We start from the raw sequence: 24,348 nt of genomic DNA, 5'->3' as shown, positions 1-24,348 counted from the left end.
CCCGTGCTGCGGGGCAACGCCTAGTTGCAGCCAATCCCGTCTTGCCCCGCCCCAAGCGCCGCCCTAATCTGCCCGCTATGGGAATCGATACCAACACCTCGGATTACGATTGGAACGCCGCTTTTGCCGCGCTTGCGTGGCAGGTGGAACTTGGCGTAACCGAGGTGATGTGTGAGGCCGCCGTAGATCGCTACACCCTGCCCGAAAAGCAGGCCCCCATGATCCCCAAAGCCCAAACCGTTGAGGCACCGACAAAGCCCGCCCCCCCCGATCCGGCCAAAGCCGCCCAAACTGCTGCCGCCAGCTGTGCCGATCTGGCCGCCCTGCGCGCCACATTGGAGGGGTTTGAACATTGCGAGCTGAAAAAAGGCGCGCGCAATCTGGTCTTTGCTGCGGGCAATCCCCACGCCCCCCTGATGGTGGTGGGTGAGGCCCCGGGCCGCGACGAGGACCGCGAGGGCCAGCCTTTTGTCGGCCGCTCCGGTCAGCTGTTGGACCGGATGCTGGTGGCGATCGGCCATGCGCGCGACGCCGATGATCCCCAAGCGTCAGCCTATCTCACCAATGTTCTGCCATGGCGCCCGCCGGGGGACCGCGACCCCACCGAGGATGAGATTGCCATGATGCGGCCGTTCTTGCTGCGCCATATTGCCCTGGCCAATCCGCAGGTGATCATCGCCATGGGCAATTTTGCCTGTCAGGCCCTGCTGGGGCAAAGCGGGATTTTGCGGATGCGCGGGCACTGGGGCGACTGTGGCGCCATTCCCGTTATGCCCATGACCCATCCGGCCTATCTTTTGCGCAACCACGGGGCAAAGCGCGATGCTTGGGCCGATCTGCTTGCGGTGCAGGCAAAGCTGGCCGCCCCATCCTGATTGAAAAGGCATCCGATGTCCCGCATTGACGAAACCCTTCCCTTTATTCCGGTGCGCATTGCCGTGCTGACGGTATCCGATACCCGCCAAAGCGGCGATGACAAATCCGGCGATACCTTGGTTGCGCGACTAACAGAGGCCGGCCATAGCCTTGCCGCCCGCACCATCGTCCGCGATGAACGCGCCGAGATTGCCGTACAGCTGCGCAACTGGTGTGCCGATCCGGATATCGACGTGATCCTTTCAACCGGTGGCACCGGCCTGACGGGGCGCGATGTCACGGTTGAAGCCCACCGCGATGTCTATGAAAAAGAGATAGAAGCCTTTGCCACGGTTTTCACCATGGTCTCGATGCAAAAAATCGGCACCTCGGCGGTACAAAGCCGGGCGACGGGTGGCGTCGCCAATGGCACCTATCTTTTTGCGCTGCCCGGCAGCACCGGTGCCTGCCGCGATGCCTGGGACGAGATCCTGAAATGGCAACTCGATTACCGCCACCGGCCCTGCAACTTTGTGGAAATCATGCCCCGGCTGGATGAACACCAGCGCCGCAAATAGGTAAATTCAGGAATAATCTGCAAAGATGCGACGGAATGTTATATTTCTGACGTATATCACATGGGGCATAGTGTCATCCAACTGCGCCACGCGGGCGTATTAAGAACAATGGCCCCGGCGGAGTATGTAGATGCGGTTTTTCAGACGGTCCCTTGTTGGCCTGCTCATCCTGGCGGTGACAATCGGCCTTTTGGCGATGGCGGGCCAAACCCTGCGCAACGCCTTTGAGGCCAGATCCGCCGGAAACCGCCCGGCGCAACCACCCCGCGAACGCGTGTTTTCCGCCAATATGATCACGGCAGAGGTGGTCCCCTTCACCCCCGTCCTCACCGCTTTTGGTGAAATCCGCAGCCGCCGCACGCTGGAGCTGCGCGCACCACGCGCGGGCACCGTTGTTGCCTTGGGCGAGGGGGTCGAGGACGGTGCCCGCGTCACCAAAGGTCAGCTTTTGCTGCGCCTCGATCCGGCCGATGCCACCGCCACCCGCGACCTTGCGCAATCGGATATGGACCGCGCAAGGGCCGAGCTGATCGAGGCAGAGCGCGCCTTGCTGCTGTCGCGCGATGATGTTGCCGCCGCCCGCGCCCAAGCCGACCTGCGCGAACAGGCCCTGATCCGCCAGCAGGATCTTGAAACCCGCGGTGTAGGGTCCGCATCAGCCGTGGAAACGGCGGCCCTTGCGGCCTCCTCTGCCGATCAGGCGGTCTTGGCACGCCGTTCGGCACTGGCGCAGGCCGAAGCGCGGGTAGATCAGGCCAAGACCGCCCTCTCGCGCCAAGCCATCACCCTTGCCGAGGCCGAGCGCGCCCTGCGCGAGACCGAGCTTTTCGCCGAATTTGACGGCAAGCTGAGCGGGATCACCACCGTTCCGGGACGTATCCTTGGCAGCAACGAACGTTTGGGCGATTTGATTGATCCCGATGCGCTGGAGGTTGCGTTTCGCACCTCCACCGCGCAGTTTTCACGCCTTCTGGATGATAAGGGCACGCTGATCACCGCTAATGTCACCGCCGCACTGGCGGCCTCGGGCGCCGAGCTTTTGGCCAATGGCGTGCTGACCCGCGCAGGGGCCGCGGTGGGCGAGGGGCAGACGGGCCGTCTTGTCTATGCCACGCTGACCCATGCGCCCGGATTTCGCCCCGGTGATTTCGTGACCGTTCGGGTGGCAGAGCCAAAAATACCCGCCGCGATTGCCCTGCCCGCAACTGCCTATGGTGCGGATGGGACCGTGCTGGCACTGGGCCCCGATGACAGGCTGCAATCCCTTCCCGTACAGCTTTTGCGCCGGCAGAATGACCTTGTGATCCTTGCGCCCGACGGCCTTGCGGGGCGCGAAGTGGTGCGCGAACGCTCCCCCCTTTTGGGCGCGGGGATCAAGGTCAACCCGATCCGCCCCGAGGCCGCAAGCAGCGCCCCCACCATCGAGCGGATGGGGGGCTAGACGATGGCAAGCGGGTCGACGCGCCACGGCAAGGGGTTTTTGTCCTATTTCACCCGCCACGGCACGCTTGCCAATCTGATCCTTGCGGTGATGGTCGTGGCCGGACTTGCCGCCGCCAGCCGTATCCGCGCACAGTTTTTCCCCGATGTCGTCATCTCGGAAATCAGCATCACAACCAAATGGGACGGGGCCGGCGCCGAGGATGTGGACCGCGCGATTGTGCAATTGCTGGAGCCGGTGCTGCTAACGGTTGACGGGGTGACGGATGTGACCTCGCTGTCATCGGAAGGCAGCGCGCGCATCACACTGGAATTTGAGCCCGGCGTGGATCTGCAAAAAGCCGCCGAGGATGCACAGACCGCGATTGATACCGTCAGCACCCTGCCCGACGATGCCGATGATCCGGTGGTCCGGCGCGCTGCGTGGCGGGATCGGGTGACGGATGTTATCCTGACCGGCCCTGTCGCGGTGGATCAGCTTGGCCGTTTCGCGGATGAATTGGTGACCCGTCTTTTTGATCGCGGCATCACCCGCACCACCATTCGCGGCCTCGCCGACCCCGAGATCATGGTAGAGGTCACCTCGGCCAGCCTGATTTTGCATGATATCACCATGGCCGAGATCGCGACGGCCATTGCCGCAGAGGTGCAATCCTCTCCGGCGGGGGATGTTGGGGGCGGGGCATCGCGTGTGCGCACCGGGCAAGAGGCCCGCACCGCCGATCAAGTGCGCGCGATTGTGCTGCGTCAGGCGCCGGATGGCACCTCGCTGACGATTGGCGATTTGGCCGATGTACGCGATGCGGCCGCCGACAGGGGCCGCGCCACATTTGTCGGGCCAAACCCCGCCATGACCGTGCGCGTGGACCGTAACGACACCGGCGATGCCATCCGTATGCAGGCCGAGGTGCAGGCCGCCGTCGATCAGATGGCCCCCCTCCTACCGCCCGAAACCAAGGTGGAGCTGGTCCGCGCACGAGCGGAATATATCGCCGGCCGGTTGGAGCTGCTGCTGGACAATGCCGCCCTTGGGTTGGCCTTGGTCGTGGGGTTGCTGTTTTTGTTTCTGAACGCGCGCACCGCGCTTTGGGTGGCGGCGGGGATACCGGTTTCGCTGCTGGCGGCGGTGGCCTTAATGTATGGCTTTGGCCTGACGTTGAACATGATTTCGCTTTTTGCGCTGATCATAACCTTGGGGATTATCGTCGATGATGCGATTGTGGTGGGCGAGCACGCCGATTTTCGCGCGCGTCATTTGGGCGAACCCGCGACCGAGGCCGCCGAGAACGCCGCCGCGCGCATGGCGATGCCGGTTGTTGCCTCTACCTTGACCACGGTGATTGCCTTTGCCGGTTTGATCGTCGTCGGCGGGCGCTTTGGCTCTCTCATCTCGGATATTCCCTTTACGGTGATCGCGGTGCTAATGGCGAGCCTTGTGGAATGTTTCGTGATCCTGCCCAACCATATGGCCCATGCCTTGCGCGCCGCCAAGCAAGAGGCATGGTATGACTGGCCCTCACGCCAAGTGAACAAAGGCCTGCAATGGCTGATCCGCGTGGCCGTGCGCCCGCTGGTGGCTTTGGTGATCCGCGCGCGCATGGCGACGATTGCCTTTGCGCTGCTGCTGCTTGCCACGCAGGCTGCCCTTTTCATCAGCGGTGATCTGAAATTTCGGTTCTTCAATTCACCCGAGCAATCCTCCATCTCGGGCAATTTCGCCATGCTGCCCGGCGCCACGCGGGATGACACATTGGCGATGATGCGCGAATTGCAGCGTGCCACTGATACCGTCACCGCGCGCTATACCGCCGAACATGGCACCAATCCGGCAAGTTTCGTGATGGCCGAAATTGGCGGTGGCTCTGGCCGTGGGCTTGCCAGCGCAGATACCAAGGACGCAGATTTGCTGGGCGGCATTTCTATCGAGATTATCGACCCCGATGACCGCCCCTATGCCACCTCGGCCCTTCTGGCCGATCTGCAAGATGAGGTCCGCCCCCATCCCCTGCTAGAAGAGTTGAGCTTTCGCGGCGCGCGCTTTGGCCCCGGTGGCGATGCGCTTTCGGTGGATATTTCGGGGGCAACATCGGAAGTGTTGAAGGCCGCCGCCGAGGCGCTGAAAACCGCGATGTCCCCCTTCCCCGAGGTTTCCGCGCTGGAAGACAGCCTTGCCTATGACAAAGAAGAGTTGATCCTGTCGCTGACCCCGCAAGGTCAGGCCCTCGGGTTCGAGGTGGGCAGCCTGGGGCGTGCGCTGCGCGACCGGCTGAACGGGATAGAGGCTGCGACCTTCCCCGACGGCCCGCGCTCCGCCGCGATCCGGGTGGAGCTGCCCGAGCAGGAACTGACGGCTGATTTTCTGGAAAGCACGCTGCTGCGCGCCAGCCCCGGCGTCTACGTTCCCTTGGGCGATATTGTCACGGTGGAGCGTCGCTCTGGTTTCTCCACGATCCGGCGTGAAAACGGGCTGCGCATCGTCACCGTTTCGGGCGATATCGCCGAGGATGACCCCGCCCGCGCCGCCGAGGTGCAGCGCGCCATGACCGAGGACATCCTGCCCAAGCTGGAACAGGAATTCGGCGTCACCACCCGCCAATCAGGCCTTGCCGAGCAACAAAGCGCGTTTCTGGGCGATGTAACCCTTGGCCTGATGCTGTGTCTTTTGGGAATTTATATGGTGCTGGCTTGGGTCTTTGCCAGTTGGTCGCGGCCTGTGGTGGTGATGGTTGTCATTCCCTTTGGCCTGATCGGGGCGATTTACGGGCACCACTTTTGGGGGGTGTCGCTGTCGATGTTCTCCATCGTTGGCATGATCGGGATGATCGGAATTATCATCAATGATTCCATCGTCTTGGTGTCCACTATCGATGAATACGCCGAAAAGCGCGGGCTTTATCCGGCGATTATCGATGCGGTATCTGATCGCTTGCGGCCTGTTTTCCTGACAACCGCAACCACCGTGATGGGCCTTACGCCCTTGCTCTATGAACGCTCCTCGCAGGCCGAATTCTTGCGGCCCACGGTGATCACATTGGTCTACGGGCTTGGGTTCGGGATGGTGTTGGTCTTGTTGCTGGTGCCTGCTGTGCTGGCGGTGCAGGCCGATTTCGGTCGCCAGATCCGCGCCTTGCAGAGGGTGTTGCGCGCCCGTGCAGCCCCGCGCGCGCGAATGCTGCTTTGGGGCGCATCGGCGGCGGTGATGGTTTGGTTCGCGCTAACGCTCGGCTGGGTTTTGGTGACGGGCGCGCCCTTTTCACCGCTAGGTGTTAGCGGCGCATCCGGGGCGCTGGGGTTGTTTTTGGGCGGCACAGTTGCGGTATTGCTGGTCACCTATGCGCTTGGGGTTTGGCTGCTTGGCAAGCGGCCTGCGGGCAAACCCTAGCCAAGCCCGCCAACCAAAGCCTCCACCAACGGCGAGGCTGGATCCTCCATCGCATCGATCACATCGAAATGATGCCTGCCCGCAGCGACAGTCCAATCACAGGCCCAATGTTCCGACAAAAGCCGCGCTTGCCACAGAAAGCTGGGCCGTTCCTGCCCGCCGACCCAGACGTGGGCTTGGACATTCTGGCGCAAATCCAGCCGTGCGGGGCTTTGGGTGGCGATCTCGGCATCATCCAGCCGCAATGTCGCCTGCATATCCGTATGGCGCAGCGGCTCCAGCTCTGCCAAGGGGGAAATCGGCACCACTCGCACCACATCCGGCACCGTCAAGTCCGCGCAGCCCATCCGTGCCGCAAGATGCCCCCCCGCCGAATGGCCGGTCACAACCTGCGGGCCCGGCACCTGCCCTGCAATAACGGCCAAGGCCTGCACCATCTCGGCCGTCATCGCTGTCAGCCGCGCCTCGGGCGCCAACGTATAGGAGGGCATCGCACAGGCCCAGCCCCGCGCCAGAACGCCCGCAGCAAGATGGGACCAGATGGAATGGTCAAAGGCCATCCAGTACCCCCCATGGATAAAGGTTACACAGCCTTTGGCAGCCCCCTCGGGGATAAAAAGATCAAACCGCTGCCGCGCGCCCGCCCCATAGGCCAATGCCTGCGCCCGCGTGCCCAAGCCTTCGCGAAATGCCGCCGCCTTGGCCGCCCAGCGTGGCGGATAATCAGCAGCGCCTTTGATAAATGCCCCATTCGCATAGGCCCGATCCATATCCATTTTTGTCCCCTACTTTAATCGCGGAACTAGACATCCCCGCCCGCCCATGGTTTGCATATGCCGAACTTGAAGGGGAGGCTTTTATGTCCAATACATCCACATCTACTGCAAACGATCTTCGTGCAATGCTCAAAGACCCAAGCCTGCTGGCCACACAGGCCTATGTCGCCGGCGAATGGGTCGACGCCGATGACGGCGGCACGTTTGAGGTGACAAACCCCGCACGCGGTGATGTCATTTGCTCGGTCCCGAACCTTGGCCGTGCCGAGACCGCCCGCGCGATTGCCGCCGCCAATGACGCGATGAAGGAATGGGCCGCCCGCCCGGCCAAGGAACGCACCAATATCATGCGCGCCTGGTACAATCTGATGATGGAAAACCAGGATGATCTGGCTGCCATCCTGACCGCCGAGATGGGCAAACCGCTGGCCGAAGCCAAGGGAGAGGTGGCTTATGGTGCATCCTTTATCGAATGGTTCGCCGAAGAGGCCAAACGCGTTTACGGTGAAACCATCCCCGGCCATATGCATGACAAGCGGATCACCGTCCTGAAACAGCCGATCGGGGTTGTCGGTGCGATCACGCCATGGAACTTTCCCAATGCGATGATCACCCGCAAATGCGGGCCGGCCCTTGCGGCGGGTTGCGGCTTTGTTTCGCGGCCTGCGGCGGAAACGCCTTTGTCGGCGCTGGCGCTGGCGGTGCTTGCGGATCGTGCGGGCCTGCCCAAGGGGATCTTTTCGGTCATCACCTCCAAGCGGTCCTCGGATATCGGCAAGGAATTCTGTGAAAATCCGATCGTGCGCAAGCTGACCTTTACCGGCTCTACCGAAGTCGGGCGGATCTTGTTGAAACAGGCCGCCGATCAGGTGATGAAATGCTCGATGGAGCTGGGCGGGAATGCGCCGTTCATCGTCTTTGATGACGCCGATCTGGATGCGGCCGTTCAGGGCGCGATGGCGTCGAAATTCCGCAACAACGGGCAGACCTGTGTTTGCGCCAACCGGATCTATGTGCAGGCCGGTGTCTATGACGCCTTTGCGCAAAAGCTGGCCGAGGCTTTGGCCAAGACCAGCGTCGGTGACGGCTTGACGGGTGCGGTGGAGTTCGGGCCGCTGGTCAATGTCGCCGCGGTTGAAAAGGTCGAAGAGCATATCGCCGATGCCGTTGCCAAAGGCGGCAAGGTTATGACAGGCGGCAAACGTCATGCGCTTGGCGGATCGTTCTTTGAGCCGACCATCGTGACCGGCGTGACCCAGGACATGAAGGTCGCACAGGAAGAGACCTTTGGCCCCATGGCCCCGCTGTTCAAATTCGACAGCGAGGAAGAGGTGATCGCGCGCGCCAATGACACGATCTTCGGCCTTGCCGCCTATTTCTATGCCCAGAACATCGGCCGCGTTACCCGCGTTCAAGAGGCTCTGGAATATGGCATCGTTGGCGTGAACACCGGCATCATCTCGACCGAGGTTGCGCCCTTTGGCGGGGTGAAGCAATCCGGTCTTGGCCGCGAAGGCAGCCACCACGGCATGGAAGACTTCTTGGAAATGAAATACGTCTGCCTGTCCGTTTAAGGCCTAATCTTTGAAAACAGCCGGTTGTTATCACTTAACAACCGGCTGTTTTTGTCTAACACGGTTCCAACGTGCATGGTTTTTCCACGGCCCCCGCTTGGGGACATCCGAAGAAAGGGAAATACCATGCTGCTCAAATCCAAAACCATCGCTACGGCTTGTGTCCTGTCGCTATCGCTGGGCCTTGCTGCCCCGGCACAGGCCTTGGGCAAGAAAGAGCGTAATGTGCTGATGGGCGTTGCTGCGGTTGCCATCGTGGGGGCGATTGTCAACGATGCGCGCAAGTCAAAAGCCGCAGCTGCGCCGCAACATCACGTCAAAAGGGTGCCTGCCCGTCAGACGCAACACTACCCGCGCTACCAACAGCCCCAATATGTGCCACCCAAAGTCCAGCCCCGCAAAACCGGGCGGGTGATCGGCAAGGCCTCCTCTTACGGGTCGGGGTTGTATGACACCGCAGCGGCGCGGGTTTTCAACAGCTATACCTACCGCGAGCGGGTGAGAATCCAGCGCCGACTTGCCAGAGCAGGCTATTACAACAGCACGCTTGACGGCTCATTCGGCCCCGGCACGCATCAGGCAATTTATCAATACGCCCGCAGGTCAGGCAATCAAAACGCCCTCAACTCCACCTCCGGCGCGCAACAGATTTATGGCGCGTTGTTGGGATAAACCCTGAACGGATAGGGGGGGGCCGCAAATGGCCGCCCCGCTCATGGGGTGCGGCCCTATCGGCATCATGTCGCGGATTTCGGCAAAAACTCGCGCACGGCGCTTGCATCCGGCCCGCAACACGCCCCATAGGAGGAGCTCGGCCATAGAGGGGCAGTCACGTGCAGGATTTACTCGAACCGATCATCCACAAGACCAAAGTCTTTGACCTGCAAATGCCCCTCAAGCACAGCGGCCTTTCCATCGGCGATGCCGCAGAGCTGCGGCTGGACAAGGACGGGGTGATTACCGTCTGGTGCCGGGTCAGCAAAAGAAGCTTCTTGATCCGCCGCAAAGTTATGGCGCATCTGGGCAACCTTCGGGCCACAGCGGACCAGATCCTGTCCCCCGCCCTGCAGCGCGGCGATCACCTGCGCGTGCGCGTGGTCGGCCTGACGCCCGAACATCTTGCCACTGACGGCAAGGCTGAAATGTATATCTCGGTTTGGGGAACAGCACGGAATTTCCAGCAGATCAAACCGGCCCCCGCCAAACCTGCCCCCGTCACGCCTGCCCCCGTCACGCCTGCCCCCGTCACGCCTGACTGACACTGGCCCTTCCCCATCCGTTCCGGTATGATCTGCGTATCGCGCGGAGGGCGGGACTTATGACACATGAGGCAATCCTGGTGGCCCACGGCTCCCCCGCGGATCCAGTGCCGCAAGAGGCTACGATGCAGGCGCTGGCGGTTCGGGTTGCGATGTGGCTGCCAAACTGGCGGATCAAAGGCACAACACTGGCCATGCCCGGCGCGCTGGAGGCGGCGTTGGCGGCAACGCGCGCCCCGCTGATCTATCCGTTCTTCATGGCCGAAGGCTGGTTCACCCGCACCAATCTGCCCCGCAGGCTGGCCGCAGCACATGCGCAGGGTTTGCGGCAATTGGCCCCCTTCGGCACAGACCCTGCCCTGCCCGATCTGATTGCAGCCGCCCTTCCACAGCGCGGCGGTGTTTTGCTGGCGGCACATGGCAGCAAGGTTTCAAAAACCTCATCCGATACGACCTACCGCATGGCAGCCGAATTGGAGGCGCGCGGGCTTGGCCCCGTTAGCGCGGGATTTGTCGAGGAAGCCCCGTTTCTGGCCGATGTTGCGCGCGAGATGGGGTCAGGCACCTGCATGCCCTTCTTTGCGCTACGGGCCGGACATGTGGTCGATGATTTGCCCGATGCTTTGGCGGATGCGAAATTCGACGGCCCCCTGCTGCCCCCGATCGGTGAGGATATCGGCGTGGCGCGGCTGATTGCCAATGCGCTGGCGCGCGCCGCCCTTTAGGTCGGTTTGCGGCCCTCGGCCTCTCGGATCAGGCTGCGGACCCAGCGCGCGACCGCCCATGTCGCGGGCAGCCCCAAGGGCAAGGATGCCCAGATCGCATTATAGGGCGAGAGCGCGGGCAGGCCCAGCCACGTCCCGATCAGCCCCAGCATAAACAAGTTGATCGCAACCGCCGAGGTCGCAAAGGGCCACAAGATCAGCCCCAGCTTCCACAGGTTCTCAGTGGCTGGTTCCGTCTTCGAATGAGATTTTGTTCCAGACATTGTATTTCCCCGAAGGTTTGCGCATCGGCAGGCGCTTGATTTCCGTCTGCGTTGCTGCGTCGAACACGATTACCGCACCGTCATCTTCCCAGATCGACACCAGCGCATGGCTGCCATCCTTGGTAAACTCGGTATGGGCCACGGTCAGCCCCGGCTCGGGCGTCAGCACTTTGACGACCTCAAGGCTCTGCTTGTCGATCAGATGTATCTGGCCTTTGTTGGGGCCGGTAAACACCCCCGCCCAAATATAGGGCGTGCCGGCGTGGCTACGCAAGAAAAAGCCGGGACCTGAGGTCTCAACCACCTTGATCAGCGACCAATCCGTCATATCGATGATGGAAATCCGCCCCTCTTGCAGATGCGGCGCGGCCATAACGCGGTGGCCATCCCGCATCCATGTGATGCCCGATCCCAGATGCGGCATGCCGGGCAACGGCAGGGTTGCGACCTCTCGGCCGACATCCAGATTGACCACCACACCGGAATCCGCGCCCCGATTGGCACCGATCAAATGACGGTAATCGGGATCGAAAAAGAAGTCATCCAAAGGCGCAGAGACATCAATCCGGCGGCGGGCAAACAGGCCTTTTTCTGCGCCCAGCGATTCCGTCATGCCCGCCTCGTGGCTATGCACAAAGCCGTCATAAAAGGGGCCGCCATCCGGGTCGGTCGTCACCTCCCAGATCTCGGGGACATCTTTCAGTGCCAGCACAAAGGATTTCCGCTGCGGCGCCTGATAGACGGCGGCAACGCGGCTTGGCGTGCCGTCCCGGCCTTTAACCTCCATGACCTTTGCCACGGAAAGATCGTCAGTAGAGAGGATCGTCAGCGTCTTGGGAAGGTAGCTGGCCACCGCCAGCCATTTGCCATCATGGCTCATCGCGATATTGCGGCTGTTGATACCGGCGCGGATGCGGCCCACCTCTTGCAAAGACCAGATGTCATATTTCTGCACCCAGCCATCGCGCGACATCACGAAAACAAAACGCCCGTCGGGGCTGAACTTTGGCCCGCCGTGCACGGCAAAGGGGGTTTCAAACCGGTCGAGCACCTCAAATGTGTCGCCATCCAGCACCGAAATATGGCTATCGCCGGTTTCCACCACCAGCGTGATATTCATCGGATCAGCGGTGAAAGCCGGTGCCGTGGCGGGGATATAGCCGGATGCCAGATCGCGGCTTTCCATGATGTCTGCCGCGCCCCAAACCGGCGGCGTGGCCAAGGGTGCCGCGATATAGGCCGCAACGGCGGTGATGTCGTCGGCGGAAAGCGTGGTATGAAAGCTGGGCATCTGCGTCATGGCGCGGCCCTGATCGATCACCGCCTCAAGTGCTGCCCCCTTTAGGCGGCCAAGGCTCTCGGGGATCAACGCAGGGCCGGTGCCGCCCAAGCGCGTCTCGGCATGGCAAGAGGCGCATTGATCGGCATAGATCATCGCCCCATCGGGCGCGGCCGACAGCGGACCTGCAAGCAGCGCCAGAAGGCTAGTTAAAACGGTGGGCCGGATCATGGCTTTTCCCTCGAAATGGGGTGACGGTCAGGCGGCTGGCATCCTCAATGCCGATCTCGGCGTTGGTCAGGTAGCAGGCCGGATCTTCGGCCCAAGGATCGCCCGTCACCTGCAGCGCGCGAATACGGGTGTTGCCGCCGCAAACCGCCTTGAACGCACAGTCACCACAGCGGCCCTTCAGCGGGCGCGGACGTTGGCGCAGGGTGGCTAGCATATGGTCATCCCCCGTCCAAAGTTCGCTGAACGGTGTCTCTTTGACGCTGCCCACGGTGTAATCGGACCAATAGGTATCGGGGTGCACCTTGCCTTGCGGGTCGATATTGCCCACGCCAAGACCGGATGAATTGCCACCCCATGCCTCAAGATGTGTGCGCAGATGGGCGATCTGTTCGGGCGCAAAGCGTGCCTCGGCCCATTGCAGGAAATAGACCGCATCGGCGTCATTATTGCCCGTCACCACCTCGAACGCATCGCCCGCCTGCACCGCCTCCCATGCGCGGTCCATCAAAAGGTCCATCGCGGCGCGGGTGTGGTCGTGGACGGTATCCTCACCTCGGTGTTTGTCGCCACGCCCGGCATAAACCAGATGCGAAAGGTAGAATTTATCCACCCCTTCAGCACGGCAAAGGTCAATCATCGCGGGCAAGGTTTCGGCGTTGTCCTTGGTCAGCGTGAAGCGCAAGCCAACCTTGACGCCGCGCGCCTTGCAGGCCCGCACACCAGCCAATGCCTCATCAAACGCGCCCTCCACCCCGCGAAACCAGTCGTTGACCTGACCGATCCCATCCAGCGAGATCCCGACATAGTCAAAGCCAAGCGCATCGATACGGTCGATATTTTCCGCAATTCGGGTGCCATTAGTCGACAGCGACAGATGCCGAAACCCCAGCGATTTCGCATGTTCCGCCAGCGCAAAGAAATCAAAGCGCGACAAAGGTTCGCCCCCCGACAAGATCAACGCAGGAATGCCAAAGCTGTGCAGATCATCCAATACGCCGATCGCCTGCTCATGGCTCAACTCGCCGGGAAAGGGTACATCGGCGGATGTGGTATAGCAGTGGCGGCATTTGAGGTTGCAGGTGCGGGTCAGGTTCCAGATCACCACCGGCTTGACGTTGCCCGCACGCGCACGGCGGCGCGGGGCGGTCGGGGTGATAAGTTCATGCATATACTGGCTTAGGCGGAACATGCGTTAAGCCCTTTCTGTCAGGCGCATCCCGGTCTTTTTGAGGATGCGGGTTGAATAAAGAATATCGCTGGCGCGGCAGTCGGGGCCAAGAATACCCGCGATCTTGTTGCGCAAAACCTCGACCTCTTGTCGGGTTTCACCGTGGATCATCGCAAAGAGGTTATAGGGCCACTGAGGCAAGCTGCGCGGGCGCAAATAGCAATGGGACACGAAATGCAAAGCCCCGATTTGCGGCCCAAGCAGCGAGGCGCGATCATCGGGCACGTCCCAAACGCTCATCCCATTCGCGACCATGCCCAAGGCATAATGGTTTGGCGCAAGGGCGATCCGGCGGATGATGCCTTCGTCTTGCAGCCTGACAAAACGCGCCATCACATCATCTTCGGTCAGGTTCAGCCATATGCCCACCTCGCGGTAGGGATGCGCGGTCAACGGCAGCCCGCTTGCGGTAGCGGAAATGATTTTGCGGTCGATGCTGTCGATACTCATGCCTGAACCTTGAAGCCGATGAAAAACTCTTCCAATTTGGGGAAAAGATGAACCTTGAGGCCGGTCTCCCCTTCGATCTGCGCGCCGATGTCCGCGATCTGTTCGGGCCGCTCGCAGGCCATCACGAACCACATATTTAATGCGTGCTTGCGTTCATAATTATGCGCCACCTCGATATGGGCATTGACCAAAGTCACGACCTCTTCAAATCGGTCCTCGGGGACGGCCATTGCGCACAGGCAAAACGCGCCGCCCATCGCAGCGGCATCCAGAAACGGGCCAAAGCGGGTGATGGCCCCGATTTCACGCAAGCGCGCAAGGCGGGCGATCACGTCATCTTCACTCAGCCCCAATGTACTGCCCACTTCGGCAAAGGGGGCGGCACTAATCGGAAAGCCGTCTTGCAGGGTGTTGATCAACGCACGATCGCCATCATCCAAGGCATCTTTCGGCAAGGGTTCCCTGCGCATCACACCACCTCCGCTATTTGGGCGCCTGATTGTTTGAAGCAACGGGTCGAAAACAAAACGCGGTGCGGCACGTGGGAAAGGGCGGGCAAGGCACGCGCAGTTGCCAGCACAGCCAGCGCCTGATCGCGGCTTTTGCCATGGATCATACAGTAAAGCTGATAGGGCCAGACGTCCGGCACTGACCTGCGCTGATAGCACAGCGTCACCCCTGGCAAGGCTGCCAGTTTCGGCCCCACCGCAGCGATTTCGCTTTCCGGCACATCCCAAACCACCATCGCGTTTGACGTCCAGCCCAAGGTGCGGTGCCGCACAATCACCCCCAGCCGCGACACCAGCCCCGCCTTGAGCAAGGCATCAATACGGGCCAGAACCTGCGCCTCGGTCCAGCCCAGACGATCGGCCAATGTGGCAAAGGGGCGGGCCACGATATCAAGCCCTTGCGACAGCGCGTGAAGCAGCGGGCGATCTTCAGGCCGCAATGCGGACGGATCAGCCGCACGCGGGGCGGCCATCGGGCGGGCTTGGGCAGTTAGCCGGAAGCCAAGATCAATGTTGAAAGGCTTGACCAACCGCAAATCCAGCACCGTTAGCCCTGTGCGCGCCTCGATCCGCGCCAGTGATGCGCGCAGCATGTCAGCATCGGGGGCGGTGGCGACGAACCAGAGGTTCCACTCCGCCTCGCGCAGATAGGAGTGGTTGACGCCGGGTTCTGCGCCGACAATCGCGGCCACCTCCTCCAGCCGCTCCTCGGGTACGGCAAGGGCGGCCAGCGTCGATTGGCCAACCGTATTGGGCCGGATCGTCGCCCCCACCCGCGTCAGCGCGCCCTGCCCTTTGAGGCGGGTCAGACGGTCCAACACACAGGCCTCCTCCAGCCCCAAGGCCTGCGCCATTACGGCAAAGGGCCGCGATACCAACGGCAAGTCACGCTGGAACTCATCCAGAAGGCGCGTGTCGATCTGGTCAAAATGCTCCATCTTCACAGGCCAGGCTGATGTGCGCGGGCGGTGAAGAAGATGCCCGAGGGGGATGCAGCCTCAATCTCGGCCAGTTTCTCGCGGGATTTCGTGTCATAGATCAGCACACGGTTGTCATCGCGGCTGGAGATCCAGACCTCGGCCCCGCGCGGCGCGAATTCCATATGCAACACGGCTTTGCCGGGGGTCAGGGTGGCGACCACCTGATGCGAACGGCTGTCGACCACCTGCACCGTGTCATTCAAAGGGGTGGCGAAATTGACCCAGACATAGGGGCTGGCGGGTTGCGCGATGATAAACACCGGCTGTCCATGCACCGCTGTGCGGGCGTTTTCCGTTAGCGTGTCGCGGTTGACCCAAAGCACCTCATGCTGACCCACGGCGGGCAGCGCGAACTGGCCGGAACTAAAGGCCCAGCCTTGCAGATGGGGCATCTTGTAAACCGGCAGATCCTCGGATGTTTTGCCGTAATCTTGCAGGAACCGCGTGGGTTTTGGCGCATCCTCCCACAGGTCAAAGGCAGCCACGCCCTTTTCCCCAAACAACCCCACAAGATAGGTATGCGCATCATCGGTCAGCACCGCGTCATAGGGGTTCTTGCCCGCGTTGCCGATCATTTTGATGTCCGGTTCCGGGCCCGAAAAATCACCCAAGAATACCTCCCCGGTGTCCCAGACCGCCCAGGCAAAACGGCGGCCGGGCACATCGACCAGGCCGATGGTCTTGCCCGCGGCCGGAATATCGGCAACCAGATCAAGCGTATCGGCGTCAAACACCTTGACCCCGCCGGGTTCATAATTGGACACGGCAATCAGGCGGCCATCATCGGAAATCGCCCCGCCAATGGAATTGCCCGCCTGCACTGTGCGCGCCACAAGCGTTTGCGTCAGGATATCGACCTTGGACAGGCCGCCATCGCGGGCAAAGATATAGGCGAAACGTTCATCCGGCGAATAGGTCATGCTGGCGTGGGACAGATCGCCCAAGCCTTCAACCCGGCCAATCGCGGTGCGCTCGGAACGGTCGATGACCACAAGGCTGCCGCTTGCACGTTCGATCACCAGCCCCAGATCGCCGGTGGACCGGATATCATCGGCCATAAGCGGCGAGGCCAGCAAAAACATAATAAAGGCGACGGTTTTCATTGGGCTAGTCCTTTTTAAGGTAATTTGCGATCCACATCGCCTCTGCTTCGGTCAAAAGCGGGCGCCATGGCGGCATTGCCGTTCCCGGAACGCCATCGAGAATAATCAGGGCAAGCCCTTCGGCTTCGGCATGGTCCAGCGCGTCGGGGGTCAAGGGACTGCCGAGGCCGCCCTTCATTGTTAGCCCGTGACACGACCCGCAATCTTGAATGACCATGTGTTCCAGCACCTGCGCGCGCTCGGCGGGCACCTCGGCGTGCAACGGCAGGGCAAGGCAAAACAGGGCCGCAAGGCTACGCATAGGCCGCCATCCCTGGCCCTTCGCAGGCCATGGCGCGGGCAATCGCAATGCCATCGTACAGCGATACGACCTGCCCGATAATGAACAGCACAGGGGCCTCCAGCATCATCGCCTCAACCTGACCGGCGATATCCGCAAGCGTTCCGATCACACGTTCTTCGCGCGGGGTGGTGGCGGAAGCGATGGCCATGACGGGTATATCGGGTGCCATGCCCTCGGCCTGCAAACGCATTGATATTTCGGCAATATTCGACGCGCCCATATAGACCACCAGCGTGGTTTCCGCTGAGGCGAGCGAGGCCCAATCCAGATCAAGCAGCGCATCCTTGGCACGGTGGCCGGTGACATAGCGCACGCCAGTCGCCAGCCCGCGATGGGTCAACGGCACACCGGTAGAGCTGGCAGCCCCCTGCGCCGCCGTGATACCGGGCACATATTCAACGGCCACGCCTGCTGCATAAAGCTCCTCGGCCTCTTCCGATCCGCGCCCGAAAATCAGGGGATCACCGCCCTTAAGCCGCGCTACGGTTTGGCCCTGCCGCGCAAGGCTGACCAAAAGCGCATTGATATCGCCCTGCGCCATCTTGTGACATTTGGGCATTTTCCCGACGTCGATCAATTTCGTCCCCTGCGGGATCAGCGCCATTATCTCGGGGCTGACCAGACGATCAAACACCACCACATCAGCCGACCGGATCAGGCGCAGCGCCTTGACGGTCAAAAGCTCTGGATCACCCGGACCTGCCCCGATCAAAAAGACCTGACCGTGGCTTTGCGTGGGAGAGGCGTCTTTCATAACTGGCTTCCTAAGTGGCTGGCGATGTTGGGAGGAATGGCCGGGAATACCCCGGCCAAGCAGTTGTTTTGGATCAGTAAACGTCTTTACCGGTGTTATAGACGTTGAACTTGCCGGTTGGCGTGATCAGGCGTGGGTCTTTGATGACCTTCTTCAATTCCAGCGTCTTGTCATCGACGACGACAATCGCGCTTTCCTTGTCCTTAGCGTTCCAGATAGAGAACCAGACCTCGGTGCCCTCTTTGTTGAACTCCGGCTGCACAACGCGGGGCTGACCATCTGTGATCCCGGCCCATTCGACCAGCGGCAGGGTGGTAAAGTCAGGCTCCCCCTCACCGGCCATATCGCCGATCTTGAACACCGCGACCGAGCCGGAGGTTTCCGCATCGGGGTTCAAGGTTGCATCCACATACAGATGTTCGGAATTCGGGTGGGTTTTCACAAACAGGGACCCACCACCAAGCGCGCTGAAGGTATCGACGATCTGCCAAGCCTGATCGGGGTGACCTTCTGGATCGGTCCCGATAAGCGCCACGGATTCGTCCCCAAGGTGCGAGCTGGCCCAGACCGGCCCATAGGTCGGATGGGTAAAGTTGGCCCCACGACCCGGATGCGGCGTCATGCCACCGGTATCGGTGATGGCAACCAGCTTGGATTCCTTGGTGTCGATCACAACCAGTTTGTTGCGCGCGTTCGCCGCCGTGATGAAATAGCGGTGCGTGCTGTCCAGCCCGCCATCGTGCAAGAAACGTTCTGCCTCGATCTCGGTGGTTTTAAGGTTCTTGAGGTCGGTATAGTCGACCATCAGGATCTTGCCGGTTTCCTTAACGTTAATGATAAATTCCGGCTTGTAATGGCTGGCAAGAATCGCCGCCACACGGGGTTCAGGGTGGTAGGTTTGCTCGTCATAGACCATGCCACGGGTTGATACGATCTTCTTTGGCTCCAGCGTGTCGCCATCCATAATGACATATTGGGGCGGCCAATAGGCACCGGCGATTGCCAGCTTGTCTTCCCAGCCCTCAAACTTCGAGGTCTCGATCGAGCGCGCCTCAATCCCGATCTTGATGCTTGCAACCGTTTCGGGGTTTTCCATCCACAGGTCGATCATATTGACCAAGCCGTCACGCCCGATCACCATCAAATAGCGGCCCGATGCCGAAATACGGCTGATATGCACCGCATAACCGGTTTTGATGATGGAGCGGATCTCATAGGTGCCACCGTCGATCAGGGCAATCTCGCCCGCATCGCGCAGTGTCACCGACATCAGGTTCTCGATGTCGATATCGTTCATCTTTTTGGTTGGACGATCCTCGGGCTTGATCAAAACCTTCCAGGTCTCCATCATCTCTGGCATGCCCCATTCGGGCGGTGCAGGCGGTTCCAACAGCAAGTAGCGGGCCATCAGATCCACGTCTTCCTCGGACATATCGCCCGAGGTGCCCCAGTTCGGCATCCCTGCGGGGGACCCATAGGTGATGAAGCTTTGCAGATATTCATAACCATGCTCACGGGTCAGATCGGTGGTCAGCGCCTTGCCCGTGGCCCCTTTGCGCAGCACGCCGTGGCAGCCTGCGCAGCGTTCAAAGTAAATCTTGGTCCCGCGTTGGAATTCTTCTTGTGTCATCACCGGATCACCTTCGCGGCGGCCCGGAATTTCAACTTGCAGCTCGCCCAGGGTGGTCATGCTCGGCTCATACATCGCGGCAGGGCCGGTGGTATGATCCTCAACATCGGCGGGTTTGTCTTGTGCAAGGACGGGTCCGGCAAGAAGGCCAAGCGCAAGCGCGGCACTGCCCCATAGAATCGTCCTGGCTTTGGTGGCTCGGGGTATCATATGAATATCTCCGTTATGCGGGTAAGGCTGCGCCGAGTATGATGAAGCCTTGCGTGCCGCTCCTTGAGTTTAGTCAAGGCCGGACGGATCAAGGCGGAACATAAAGAGGGAGATCTGCAGATTGGCCTTCAAAACATGCAAATTTTGCCCCGACTTTTCGTTTACCTGCTGTGCCTGACGCTTGGGTTTGCCCATGGGCCCCCCGCTTTGGCGCAACAGCCGGAAGACACTGCCCCCACCGCTGCGATGGCCGAGGTGCTTTTGGCCATAGAAGGCCCCGCCACCTTACAACGCATAGAAAACGGCGTGCCGGGCTGGACGGTTTATCAAGGTGGTACGATTGCCGGGCATATCGCCTCTAGCTGGGAGGTGGCCGGATCTGTCGGCTATTCAGGGCAACCCTTGGAGGTGCTGGTGGCGCTTTCGCCCGCAGCGGTCATCACCGGCGCGCAGTTGATACGCCATAATGAGCCGGTGCTGACGCTGGGGATCTCGGACGAGGATATCGCGCGCTATGTCTCGGGCTTTGCGGGGCTGGATCTGACCGCGCCCGAGAGCATTGCCCCCAACGCCCCCGATGTGATCAGCCGCGCCACCGTATCAACAGGCGTGATCCGCGACGGCATTTTGCGCACGGCGCGCACCTTGGCGATAGCGCGTGGCTTGATCCGCAGCGCGGGCGTTGACCGGATCAGCTTTGCCCCGCTGGGTTGGGCGGGCCTGCAACAGATGGGTGCCGTGACCCAGACGCAAGTGAGCATGACCGCCGCCGCCGCCGCCCTTACGGGGGCCAAAGTACCGGTAGAGCCCGGTGATGGTGATTTCTTGCGGCTTTATGCGGCGATCATCGACACCCCGACAGCGGGCCAGAACCTTTTGGGCCAGCAACAGTTTACCAGCGTGGTCGGCGGGCTTGGCGCAGGGCAAGCGGCGCTTATGGTTGCCTCTTCGGGGCTGCAATCGCACCGCGGCACCGCATGGAAGCGCAGCGGGGTGTTTGACCGGCTGACCATCGAACAAGGGGGCACCCGTTGGCAGCCCGGGGCAGACAGCTACACCATGATCACGCGGCTGATGCCCAAAGATGCCCCCGCGATGAAAGAGATCAGCCTCTTTGCCCTGCCCCCCACGATCGACCCCACCGCCCCCTTTACGGTTGAGGTAACAGCGACCCGCCCCACCACCGGTGCCGACATCCAGATGACGATCACCCTGCCCTACACCCTGCCCGGTGCGTTTCGCTTAGCCGAGCCGGAAACCGCGCCATTGTGGCATGACATCTGGATGAAAAAGCGGGTCGAAGCGGCAATTGTGGTGGCCATGCTAACCTGCCTGACGCTGATTTTGTTTGCGCAAGATGCCATCACCCGTCGCCCAAAACTGTGGCGGCGGTTGCGGCTGGGGTTTTTGCTGACGACATTTCTGGTGCTGGGGATGGGCTTGAACGGACAGCTTTCGGTGGTGCAGGTCGTGGCGTTTTTGCATTCCCTGCTCACCGGATTTCGCTGGGAGACCTTTTTGACCGATCCGGTGATCTTCCTCCTGTGGGGGTTTACCGCGCTTGGGTTGCTGTTTTGGGGGCGCGGGGTTTATTGCGGCTGGCTGTGCCCGTTCGGCGCGCTTCAAGAGCTGACGAATGCTGCAGCCCAGCGCTTTGGTATTCGGCAAATCGCGGTGCCGCAGGGGCTGCATGAGCGGCTTTGGGTGATCAAATACACGCTTTTCGTCGTGATCCTTGCCATGTCTTTTTATTCCATGCATGACGCAATACTGCTGGCCGAGGTGGAGCCGTTTAAAACCGCCATCTCCATGCGGTTCATCCGCGCATGGCCCTTCGTTCTGTTCGTGCTGCTGTTGCTCGGCGCAGGGCTGTTCATCGAGCGTTTCTTTTGCCGCTACCTTTGCCCGCTTGGCGCAGGGTTGGCGATCCCCGCCAAGTTGAAGATCTTTGACTGGCTGCGCCGCCGCCCCCAATGCGGGCGCGAATGCAGGCTGTGCGAAACCAAATGTACCGTAGGTGCGATAGACCCTTTGGGCCGTATCAACCCCAATGAATGTGTCTTGTGCCTGCGCTGTCAGGTGATCATGACGGACCCAAAGCAATGTCCCGTCCTGAAACGCCGCGCCCGCACGACTGAAGGAGTATGACGATGCCCACCCTCAAACGTTTCTTTAGCGATGGTTACAGGGTCTTTTTTCTGGCGGCGGCCCTGTTTGCCGTACTGTCCATTGCAGTCTGGGAAGGCTGGCTGGTCATTCAGGCGATGGGCGGGATGGTTGATTTGCCCCCGCGCCCCGCCCCGCACCTGTGGCACGCGCATGAGATGATCTTTGGCTTTGGTGCGGCCGCTGTTGGCGGGTTTTTCCTGACGGCGGTGCCGAACTGGACCGGGGCCAAGGCCGCGCCACATGTGTTTATCGCCGTGGTTGCGGGGCTTTGGCTGCTGGGGCGGTTGGCGCTTTGGTATTCCAGCGTTTTGCCGCCCGTAGTGGTGGCCGTGGCCGATCTGGCTTTTGTGCCTGTCTTGATGTTGAAGGTTTTGGTGCAACTGCTGCACAAGCCCAAGCCACAACAGATGGTCTTTATGGTGATCCTCTCGCTTTACTGGGCGGCCAATTTGATGGTCCATCTGGAATGGGGCGAGCTGCTGCAAGATGGTGTTTGGGCAGGCTTGAGGATGGGGCTGGTGACGCTTTGCGCCATGATCATGGTGCTTGGCGGGCGGGTCACACCGGGCTTTACCCGCAACGCGATGGTCCGCGCGGGCCGCGAGCACGGGCTGCCACATAACCCCGCGCCCTTGGCAGCTTTTGCGATCGCGGCGGCCTTGACCCAGCCTGCGGGTTATCTTTTGGGCCTGCCTGATGGGATCATGGGGGCCACCGCGATTGCCGCCGGTATTGCCGGATTGGCGCGCGTGGCACTGTGGCGTGGTCTTTGGACGTGGAAGCAGCCGATATTATGGGTGCTGCACCTTGGATACGCGCTAAATGCGGCAGGGTTTTTGGCGCTCGGGCTTGCCGATATCGGGATCGGGACCGAGGTGGCCGCCCTTCATATCTTGGGCATCGGCGGCGTTGGCACCATGACTTATGCCGTGATGTCCCGCGCGATATTGGGTCATAGCGGGCGGGCGTTGGTTGCGCCGCGCGGGGTGGCCGTTGGCTATGCGCTGATCCCACTGGCGGTATTGGCGCGCATCATAGGCTCGGTGCTGCCCGCGCTTTACTATCCGGCGGTGCTGACGGCGGGGGCGCTGTGGATCATCGCCTTTGCATTGTTTGCTGCCTGCCTTTGGGGGCCGATCTGGGGCCCACGCGCCAACCGCACAGAAAAGGCCACGCAATGATGAAACGTCGCCGCTTCCTTGCAATCTCCGCCGCTTTTGCCGCCAGTCCGACGCTTGCCAGCGCACAGGTGCAGGACTGGCATGGCAAGGGCTTGGGGGCCGCGCTGCATCTGCGGTTGGTCGGCGTGCCTGCTGCGCGGGCAGCACTGGTCTGGCATGGGGTAGAGCGCGTGATTGCGCAGATTGAACAAGCCGCCTCATTGCACCAAGACAGCGCGCTGCGCAGGTTGAACCGGGATGGAAAGATCTTTTATCCCGGGCCTGATCTGGCGGGGCTGATGACGCTTTCGACCCAAGTCCACAGGGCGACCAATGGCGCCTTTGACCCCTCGGTTCAGCCGCTTTGGCTGGCGCAGGCGCAGGGCACCGACACGCAGGCCGCGGCGAAACATGTCGGCTGGGGCCGTGTCACCCATAGCAAGACCGAAATCACCCTGCCGCATGGCATGGCGCTTAGTTTCAACGGCATTGCCCAAGGTTGGGCCGCTGACCGTATCGCAAAGCTGCTGCGCGCCGAAGGATTCCGTGATGTCTTGATTGATATGGGAGAAGTTATCGCCCTTGGCCACAGCCAAAACGGCACCCCGTGGCGCGCGGCCATCACCGCCCCCGATGGCGCAGAGCTGGCACGTGTTGACCTGTCAAACCGCGCGCTTGCCACCTCCAGCCCGCGTGGCACGTTGATCGGGCAGGCAAGCCCGCATATCTTGCACCCAAAGCTGGCCCCGCTTTGGTCCACGGTGTCGGTCTCCGCACCCACGGCCGCGCTTGCCGATGCGCTTTCCACCGCCTTTTGTCTGATGCCCCGACCGGCGATCAACACAGCCCTTAGCCGCTTCCCGCAGGCTGCATTGGAAAGAATTGTCTAAAACCTGAATTCACACGCGGCGATTGACTTTGGTTAAGGCCCGCCGCCCGCGGCCATTCCATACAAAAACAATCTGTAATCATTGGGAAGGACCATCGCATGCGCGAAGTCATGACCAAGAGCATGGCCCGCAACATCTTTTACGGCGGGTCGCTGTTCTTTATCGCAATATTCGTGGGTCTTTCGGTCCACTCTCACTACTACATCGTCAATGTATCGACAGACAGGGCAACGCTGACCAAAGAAGTCGCCGCAGGCAAACATCTGTGGGAAAAACATGGCTGCGTGAACTGTCACACGATTTTGGGCGAAGGCGCCTATTTCGCCCCCGAGCTGGGCAACGTCATGACCCGCTGGGGCGTCGAGGACGACCAAGAGGCCGCGTTTGAAAGCCTTAAGGGTTGGATGGACGCCATGCCCACCGGCATCGAGGGCCGCCGCCAGATGCCAAACTTCAACCTGACCGACGCCGAATACCGCGAATTGGCCGATTTCCTGCTGTGGACCAATACGATCCGCAATCAGGACTGGCCGCCGAATGATGCGGGTTAAGGGGACAGA

At 61.2% G+C, this 24,348-nt stretch carries 23 protein-coding genes; 12 read left to right on the top strand and 11 right to left on the bottom strand.

Features of this window, described 5'->3' with window-relative positions; genetic code table 11:
- The first annotated feature begins 77 nt into the window (after positions 1 to 77).
- The 4 genes from EOK75_RS11660 (at position 78) to EOK75_RS11645 (ending at position 6,255) form a co-directional block, all read left to right on the top strand.
- Positions 78 to 875 (top strand): uracil-DNA glycosylase, encoded by a 798-nt coding sequence (locus EOK75_RS11660; protein WP_137194112.1) that lies wholly within the window; start codon positions 78 to 80, stop codon positions 873 to 875.
- A 15-nt stretch (positions 876 to 890) separates the two neighbouring features.
- Positions 891 to 1,433, top strand: a complete 543-nt coding sequence (gene moaB, locus EOK75_RS11655; protein WP_137194111.1) for a molybdenum cofactor biosynthesis protein B — start codon at positions 891 to 893, stop codon at positions 1,431 to 1,433.
- 130 nt (positions 1,434 to 1,563) lie between these two features.
- The gene (locus EOK75_RS11650) at positions 1,564 to 2,874 is read left to right on the top strand and encodes an efflux RND transporter periplasmic adaptor subunit (RefSeq protein WP_137194110.1); all 1,311 of its coding nucleotides are present in this window, start codon (positions 1,564 to 1,566) and stop codon (positions 2,872 to 2,874) included.
- Positions 2,875 to 2,877: 3 nt separating this feature from the next.
- Positions 2,878 to 6,255 carry an efflux RND transporter permease subunit gene (locus tag EOK75_RS11645; protein WP_137194109.1) on the top strand — a complete coding sequence of 1,126 codons (3,378 nt, stop codon included), beginning with the start codon at positions 2,878 to 2,880 and terminating at the stop codon, positions 6,253 to 6,255.
- On the opposite strand, the gene EOK75_RS11640 is transcribed toward EOK75_RS11645, so the two are convergent.
- A complete protein-coding gene (locus tag EOK75_RS11640) occupies positions 6,252 to 7,031 on the bottom strand; it encodes an alpha/beta hydrolase (protein ID WP_137194108.1) in 780 nt (259 codons plus the stop codon). The genes EOK75_RS11645 and EOK75_RS11640 overlap by 4 nt on opposite strands.
- An 83-nt stretch (positions 7,032 to 7,114) precedes the next feature.
- Between EOK75_RS11640 and EOK75_RS11635 the strand changes: the two genes are divergently transcribed.
- The 4 genes from EOK75_RS11635 to EOK75_RS11620 all read left to right on the top strand — a co-directional run bounded on the left by EOK75_RS11635 (position 7,115) and on the right by EOK75_RS11620 (position 10,589).
- Complete coding sequence (locus EOK75_RS11635; protein WP_137194107.1) at positions 7,115 to 8,605, top strand: NAD-dependent succinate-semialdehyde dehydrogenase; 1,491 nt, start codon at positions 7,115 to 7,117, stop codon at positions 8,603 to 8,605.
- Between the two features lie 126 nt (positions 8,606 to 8,731).
- Entirely contained in the window at positions 8,732 to 9,277 is a 546-nt protein-coding gene (locus EOK75_RS11630; RefSeq protein ID WP_168199216.1) for a peptidoglycan-binding domain-containing protein, read from the top strand.
- A 161-nt stretch (positions 9,278 to 9,438) separates the two neighbouring features.
- A complete protein-coding gene (locus EOK75_RS11625) occupies positions 9,439 to 9,864 on the top strand; it encodes a hypothetical protein (RefSeq protein WP_137194105.1) in 426 nt (141 codons plus the stop codon).
- Between the two features lie 59 nt (positions 9,865 to 9,923).
- Complete coding sequence (locus EOK75_RS11620) at positions 9,924 to 10,589, top strand: CbiX/SirB N-terminal domain-containing protein (RefSeq protein WP_137194104.1); 666 nt, start codon at positions 9,924 to 9,926, stop codon at positions 10,587 to 10,589.
- On the opposite strand, the gene EOK75_RS11615 is transcribed toward EOK75_RS11620, so the two are convergent.
- From EOK75_RS11615 to EOK75_RS11570, 10 genes are all read right to left on the bottom strand, one after another.
- Positions 10,586 to 10,852 carry a hypothetical protein gene (locus EOK75_RS11615; protein WP_137194103.1) on the bottom strand — a complete coding sequence of 89 codons (267 nt, stop codon included), beginning with the start codon at positions 10,850 to 10,852 and terminating at the stop codon, positions 10,586 to 10,588. The two genes, EOK75_RS11620 and EOK75_RS11615, sit on opposite strands and share 4 nt — an antisense overlap.
- Positions 10,809 to 12,362 (bottom strand): nitrite reductase, encoded by a 1,554-nt coding sequence (locus EOK75_RS11610; RefSeq protein WP_137194102.1) that lies wholly within the window; start codon positions 12,360 to 12,362, stop codon positions 10,809 to 10,811. Before EOK75_RS11610 ends, EOK75_RS11615 begins: the two co-directional genes overlap by 44 nt.
- Complete coding sequence (nirJ, locus tag EOK75_RS11605) at positions 12,337 to 13,551, bottom strand: heme d1 biosynthesis radical SAM protein NirJ (RefSeq protein ID WP_137194101.1); 1,215 nt, start codon at positions 13,549 to 13,551, stop codon at positions 12,337 to 12,339. The genes EOK75_RS11610 and nirJ overlap by 26 nt, the downstream gene beginning before the upstream one ends.
- Before the next feature lie 3 nt (positions 13,552 to 13,554).
- Positions 13,555 to 14,040 carry a siroheme decarboxylase subunit beta gene (ahbB, locus tag EOK75_RS11600; RefSeq protein WP_137194100.1) on the bottom strand — a complete coding sequence of 162 codons (486 nt, stop codon included), beginning with the start codon at positions 14,038 to 14,040 and terminating at the stop codon, positions 13,555 to 13,557.
- Entirely contained in the window at positions 14,037 to 14,510 is a 474-nt protein-coding gene (locus EOK75_RS11595) for an Lrp/AsnC family transcriptional regulator (RefSeq protein WP_137194099.1), read from the bottom strand. The genes ahbB (EOK75_RS11600) and EOK75_RS11595 overlap by 4 nt, the downstream gene beginning before the upstream one ends.
- Positions 14,510 to 15,487: a siroheme decarboxylase subunit beta gene (ahbB, locus tag EOK75_RS11590; RefSeq protein WP_137194098.1), complete on the bottom strand. Its 978-nt coding sequence runs from the start codon at positions 15,485 to 15,487 to the stop codon at positions 14,510 to 14,512. The genes EOK75_RS11595 and ahbB (EOK75_RS11590) overlap by 1 nt, the downstream gene beginning before the upstream one ends.
- Positions 15,488 to 15,489: 2 nt before the next feature.
- Positions 15,490 to 16,632 carry a cytochrome D1 domain-containing protein gene (locus EOK75_RS11585; RefSeq protein WP_137194097.1) on the bottom strand — a complete coding sequence of 381 codons (1,143 nt, stop codon included), beginning with the start codon at positions 16,630 to 16,632 and terminating at the stop codon, positions 15,490 to 15,492.
- Positions 16,633 to 16,636: 4 nt separating this feature from the next.
- Positions 16,637 to 16,933 (bottom strand): c-type cytochrome, encoded by a 297-nt coding sequence (locus tag EOK75_RS11580; RefSeq protein ID WP_137194096.1) that lies wholly within the window; start codon positions 16,931 to 16,933, stop codon positions 16,637 to 16,639.
- Positions 16,926 to 17,729 (bottom strand): uroporphyrinogen-III C-methyltransferase, encoded by an 804-nt coding sequence (cobA, locus tag EOK75_RS11575; protein ID WP_137194095.1) that lies wholly within the window; start codon positions 17,727 to 17,729, stop codon positions 16,926 to 16,928. The genes EOK75_RS11580 and cobA overlap by 8 nt, the downstream gene beginning before the upstream one ends.
- 73 nt (positions 17,730 to 17,802) lie before the next feature.
- Positions 17,803 to 19,569, bottom strand: a complete 1,767-nt coding sequence (locus tag EOK75_RS11570; protein WP_137194094.1) for a nitrite reductase — start codon at positions 19,567 to 19,569, stop codon at positions 17,803 to 17,805.
- A 144-nt stretch (positions 19,570 to 19,713) separates the two neighbouring features.
- On the opposite strand from EOK75_RS11570, the gene EOK75_RS11565 reads away from it, so the two are divergent.
- The 4 genes from EOK75_RS11565 to EOK75_RS11550 all read left to right on the top strand — a co-directional run bounded on the left by EOK75_RS11565 (position 19,714) and on the right by EOK75_RS11550 (position 24,339).
- The gene (locus EOK75_RS11565) at positions 19,714 to 21,717 is read left to right on the top strand and encodes a 4Fe-4S binding protein (RefSeq protein WP_240793971.1); all 2,004 of its coding nucleotides are present in this window, start codon (positions 19,714 to 19,716) and stop codon (positions 21,715 to 21,717) included.
- 2 nt (positions 21,718 to 21,719) lie between these two features.
- Complete coding sequence (locus EOK75_RS11560; protein ID WP_137194093.1) at positions 21,720 to 22,919, top strand: NnrS family protein; 1,200 nt, start codon at positions 21,720 to 21,722, stop codon at positions 22,917 to 22,919.
- Positions 22,916 to 23,788 carry an FAD:protein FMN transferase gene (locus tag EOK75_RS11555; protein WP_137194092.1) on the top strand — a complete coding sequence of 291 codons (873 nt, stop codon included), beginning with the start codon at positions 22,916 to 22,918 and terminating at the stop codon, positions 23,786 to 23,788. The genes EOK75_RS11560 and EOK75_RS11555 overlap by 4 nt, the downstream gene beginning before the upstream one ends.
- 98 nt (positions 23,789 to 23,886) lie before the next feature.
- Entirely contained in the window at positions 23,887 to 24,339 is a 453-nt protein-coding gene (locus EOK75_RS11550; RefSeq protein WP_137194091.1) for a c-type cytochrome, read from the top strand.
- Positions 24,340 to 24,348 lie beyond the last annotated feature (9 nt).

This window comes from Pseudorhodobacter turbinis, assembly GCF_005234135.1.
Lineage (GTDB): Bacteria > Pseudomonadota > Alphaproteobacteria > Rhodobacterales > Rhodobacteraceae > Pseudorhodobacter > Pseudorhodobacter turbinis.
Note: the sequence above shows the minus strand (reverse complement) of the source record. Positions and strands in the feature narration are given on the sequence as shown.

Bases quoted from the DNA above. Each gene is read 5' to 3' on its own strand.
- ahbB (WP_137194098.1), bottom strand. From the start codon at position 15,487: ATGGAGCATTTTGACCAGATCGACACGCGCCTTCTGGATGAGTTCCAG.
- EOK75_RS11595 (WP_137194099.1), bottom strand. From the start codon at position 14,510: ATGCGCAGGGAACCCTTGCCGAAAGATGCCTTGGATGATGGCGATCGT.
- EOK75_RS11645 (WP_137194109.1), top strand. From the start codon at position 2,878: ATGGCAAGCGGGTCGACGCGCCACGGCAAGGGGTTTTTGTCCTATTTC.
- EOK75_RS11585 (WP_137194097.1), bottom strand. From the start codon at position 16,632: ATGAAAACCGTCGCCTTTATTATGTTTTTGCTGGCCTCGCCGCTTATG.
- EOK75_RS11570 (WP_137194094.1), bottom strand. From the start codon at position 19,569: ATGATACCCCGAGCCACCAAAGCCAGGACGATTCTATGGGGCAGTGCC.
- EOK75_RS11580 (WP_137194096.1), bottom strand. From the start codon at position 16,933: ATGCGTAGCCTTGCGGCCCTGTTTTGCCTTGCCCTGCCGTTGCACGCC.
- EOK75_RS11610 (WP_137194102.1), bottom strand. From the start codon at position 12,362: ATGATCCGGCCCACCGTTTTAACTAGCCTTCTGGCGCTGCTTGCAGGT.
- ahbB (WP_137194100.1), bottom strand. From the start codon at position 14,040: ATGAGTATCGACAGCATCGACCGCAAAATCATTTCCGCTACCGCAAGC.
- EOK75_RS11635 (WP_137194107.1), top strand. From the start codon at position 7,115: ATGTCCAATACATCCACATCTACTGCAAACGATCTTCGTGCAATGCTC.
- cobA (WP_137194095.1), bottom strand. From the start codon at position 17,729: ATGAAAGACGCCTCTCCCACGCAAAGCCACGGTCAGGTCTTTTTGATC.
- EOK75_RS11660 (WP_137194112.1), top strand. From the start codon at position 78: ATGGGAATCGATACCAACACCTCGGATTACGATTGGAACGCCGCTTTT.
- EOK75_RS11615 (WP_137194103.1), bottom strand. From the start codon at position 10,852: ATGTCTGGAACAAAATCTCATTCGAAGACGGAACCAGCCACTGAGAAC.
- EOK75_RS11555 (WP_137194092.1), top strand. From the start codon at position 22,916: ATGATGAAACGTCGCCGCTTCCTTGCAATCTCCGCCGCTTTTGCCGCC.
- EOK75_RS11550 (WP_137194091.1), top strand. From the start codon at position 23,887: ATGCGCGAAGTCATGACCAAGAGCATGGCCCGCAACATCTTTTACGGC.
- nirJ (WP_137194101.1), bottom strand. From the start codon at position 13,551: ATGTTCCGCCTAAGCCAGTATATGCATGAACTTATCACCCCGACCGCC.
- moaB (WP_137194111.1), top strand. From the start codon at position 891: ATGTCCCGCATTGACGAAACCCTTCCCTTTATTCCGGTGCGCATTGCC.
- EOK75_RS11650 (WP_137194110.1), top strand. From the start codon at position 1,564: ATGCGGTTTTTCAGACGGTCCCTTGTTGGCCTGCTCATCCTGGCGGTG.
- EOK75_RS11630 (WP_168199216.1), top strand. From the start codon at position 8,732: ATGCTGCTCAAATCCAAAACCATCGCTACGGCTTGTGTCCTGTCGCTA.
- EOK75_RS11640 (WP_137194108.1), bottom strand. From the start codon at position 7,031: ATGGATATGGATCGGGCCTATGCGAATGGGGCATTTATCAAAGGCGCT.
- EOK75_RS11560 (WP_137194093.1), top strand. From the start codon at position 21,720: ATGCCCACCCTCAAACGTTTCTTTAGCGATGGTTACAGGGTCTTTTTT.
- EOK75_RS11620 (WP_137194104.1), top strand. From the start codon at position 9,924: ATGACACATGAGGCAATCCTGGTGGCCCACGGCTCCCCCGCGGATCCA.